This is a genomic window from Phenylobacterium sp., from assembly GCF_030646615.1.
Lineage (GTDB): Bacteria > Pseudomonadota > Alphaproteobacteria > Caulobacterales > Caulobacteraceae > Phenylobacterium.
On record NZ_JAUSLG010000087.1, the window covers coordinates 1 to 2,901 of the forward strand.

Consider the following 2,901-nt stretch of genomic DNA (forward strand, 5'->3'; position numbering starts at 1 on the left):
GGGAACGATGACTTCACCCGTGCCCGGATCCTTCACGTCCTCGGCGGCGAACCGGCCCAGGATGCGCAGGCCCAGCGAGACCAGGACGTCGCCGCCCTCGACCACGGCGCCCAGGGTGATGCCCCGGGTGGTGCCGCAATCTTCCTCGGTGATGATGCAGTCCTGGGCCACGTCCACCAGACGGCGGGTCAGATAGCCCGAGTTGGCGGTCTTCAGGGCGGTGTCGGCCAGGCCCTTACGGGCGCCGTGGGTGGAGTTGAAGTACTCCTGGACGGTCAGGCCTTCCTTGAAGTTCGAGATGATCGGCGTCTCGATGATCTCGCCGGACGGCTTGGCCATCAGGCCGCGCATCCCGCCGAGCTGCTTCATCTGGGCCTGCGAGCCCCGGGCGCCGGAGTTGGACATCATGAACACCGAGTTGATCTCGGATTCACGGCCGTCCGCGCCCTTCACGCCTTCGGAGATCTCACGCATCATCTCGTCGGCGACGCGGTCAGTGGCCTTGGCCCACGCGTCGACGACCTTGTTGTACTTTTCGCCCTTGGTGATCAGACCGTCGGCGTACTGCTGCTCGTATTCCTCGACCAGCTTGCGGGTCTCTTCGACGATCGGCTTCTTCCGCTGCGGGATGACGATGTCGTCCTTGCCGAAGGAGATGCCGGCCTTGGCCGCCTCGCGGAAGCCCAGGCCCATGATCTGGTCGGCGAAGATGACCGTCGCCTTCTGACCGCAGTGGCGGTAGACGGTGTCGATCAGATTGCCGATTTCCTTCTTGGTCAGGTTCTTCTCAAGCAGCTTGTGGTTGACCGCGGCGTTGAGCGGGAACAGGGCCGCAATCTTCATCCGCCCCGGCGAGGTGTCGATGATCCTGCGGACCACTTCGCCCTCGGAGTTCATCTCGGTGTAACGGCAGCGGATCTTGGAATGCAGGGTCACGACGCCTTCGTTCAGCGCCGCTTCGATCTCGCCCAGGTCGGCGAACACCTTGCCTTCGCCCGGCTCGCCGTCCTTGACCAGCGACAGGTAGTAGAGGCCGAGCACGATATCCTGCGACGGCACGATGATCGGGCGACCATTGGCGGGCGACAGGATGTTGTTCGTGCTCATCATCAGCACGCGGGCTTCCAGCTGGGCTTCCAGCGAGAGCGGCACGTGGACGGCCATCTGGTCGCCGTCGAAGTCGGCGTTGAAGGCCGTGCAGACCAGCGGGTGAAGCTGGATCGCCTTGCCTTCGATCAGCTTGGGCTCGAAGGCCTGGATGCCGAGGCGGTGAAGGGTGGGCGCGCGGTTCAGCAGCACCGGATGCTCGCGGATCACCTCGTCGAGGATGTCCCACACCGCCGGCTGCTCGCGCTCGACCATGCGCTTGGACTGCTTGACGGTGCCTGACAGGCCCTTGGCGTCCAGACGCGCATAGATGAACGGCTTGAACAGCTCGAGCGCCATCTTCTTGGGAAGACCGCACTCGTGCAGCTTCAGCTCGGGGCCGACGACGATGACCGAACGGCCGGAATAGTCGACGCGCTTGCCGAGCAGGTTCTGACGGAAGCGGCCCTGCTTGCCCTTCAGCATGTCGGCCAGGGACTTCAGGGGCCGCTTGTTGGCGCCGGTGATGACCCGGCCGCGACGGCCGTTGTCGAACAGGGCGTCGACGGATTCCTGCAGCATCCGCTTTTCGTTGCGGATGATGATGTCAGGCGCCCGCAGCTCGATCAGGCGCTTGAGGCGGTTGTTCCGGTTGATGACCCGGCGATAGAGGTCGTTCAGGTCCGACGTGGCGAAGCGGCCGCCGTCCAGGGGCACCAGCGGGCGCAGTTCCGGCGGGATCACCGGCACCACCGACAGCACCATCCATTCGGGCTTGTTGCCGCTCTCGATGAAGCTCTCGATGAGCTTCAGACGCTTGGACGTCTTCTTGAGCTTCATTTCCGAGGTGGTGGTGAGCAGGTCCTCGCGGAGCCGCTCGGCCTCCTTGGGCAGGTCGATGGCGCGCAGCAGGCCCTGGACCGCCTCGGCGCCGATTTCAGCGGTGAAGCTGTCGTCGCCGAACTCTTCCTGGAAGCGCATATAGTCGTCTTCCGACAGCAGCTGGTGCTGTTTCAGCGGGGTCAGGCCCGGCTCGGTGACGATGTAGTATTCGAAGTAGAGCACCCGCTCCACGTCCTTGAGCGCCATGTCGAGCATCATCGAGATGCGGCTCGGCAGGGACTTCAGGAACCAGATGTGGGCGACCGGGCTGGCCAGTTCAATGTGGCCCATCCGCTCGCGACGGACGCGGGCCAGGGTGACCTCCACGCCGCACTTCTCGCAGATGATGCCCTTGTACTTCATGCGCTTGTACTTGCCGCACAGGCATTCGTAGTCCTTGGTCGGGCCAAAGATACGGGCGCAGAACAGGCCGTCACGCTCGGGCTTGAACGTCCTGTAGTTGATGGTCTCGGGCTTCTTGATCTCGCCGAAGGACCACGAGCGAATCTTCTCGGGCGAGGCCAGGGCGATGCGGATTTGGTCGAAGGTCGGGGCGGCCTGGACCGGATTGAAGATATTCAGGACTTCCTGGTTCATCAGATTTCCAGTTCGTCAGTCATTCTGGAAGGCGAGAAGGAGGGGCTGACGGCCCCTCCCCCCGCAAAAGCGGCGCGGGATGAAGACAGCGGTCAGCTGTTCTCCAGCTCCACGTTCAGGCCGAGCGAGCGCATTTCCTTGACGAGCACGTTGAAGCTCTCGGGAATGCCCGCCTCGAAGGTGTCGTCGCCGCGCACGATGGACTCGTAGACCTTGGTCCGGCCGGCCACGTCGTCGGACTTCACCGTCAGCATTTCCTGCAGGGTGTAGGCCGCGCCGTAGGCTTCCAGAGCCCAGACCTCCATCTCCCCGAACCGCTGGCCGCCGAACTGGGCC

At 63.9% G+C, this 2,901-nt stretch carries 2 protein-coding genes; both read right to left on the reverse strand.

Annotated elements, in window-relative coordinates; translation table 11 throughout:
- A partial coding sequence (rpoC, locus tag Q7S93_RS15325; protein ID WP_304714813.1) for a DNA-directed RNA polymerase subunit beta' occupies window positions 1-2,565 on the reverse strand: 2,565 nt, incomplete at its 3' end.
- A 92-nt stretch (window positions 2,566-2,657) separates the two neighbouring features.
- The coding region (locus Q7S93_RS15330) for a hypothetical protein (protein WP_304714814.1) at window positions 2,658-2,901 on the reverse strand (244 nt) is incomplete at its 5' end.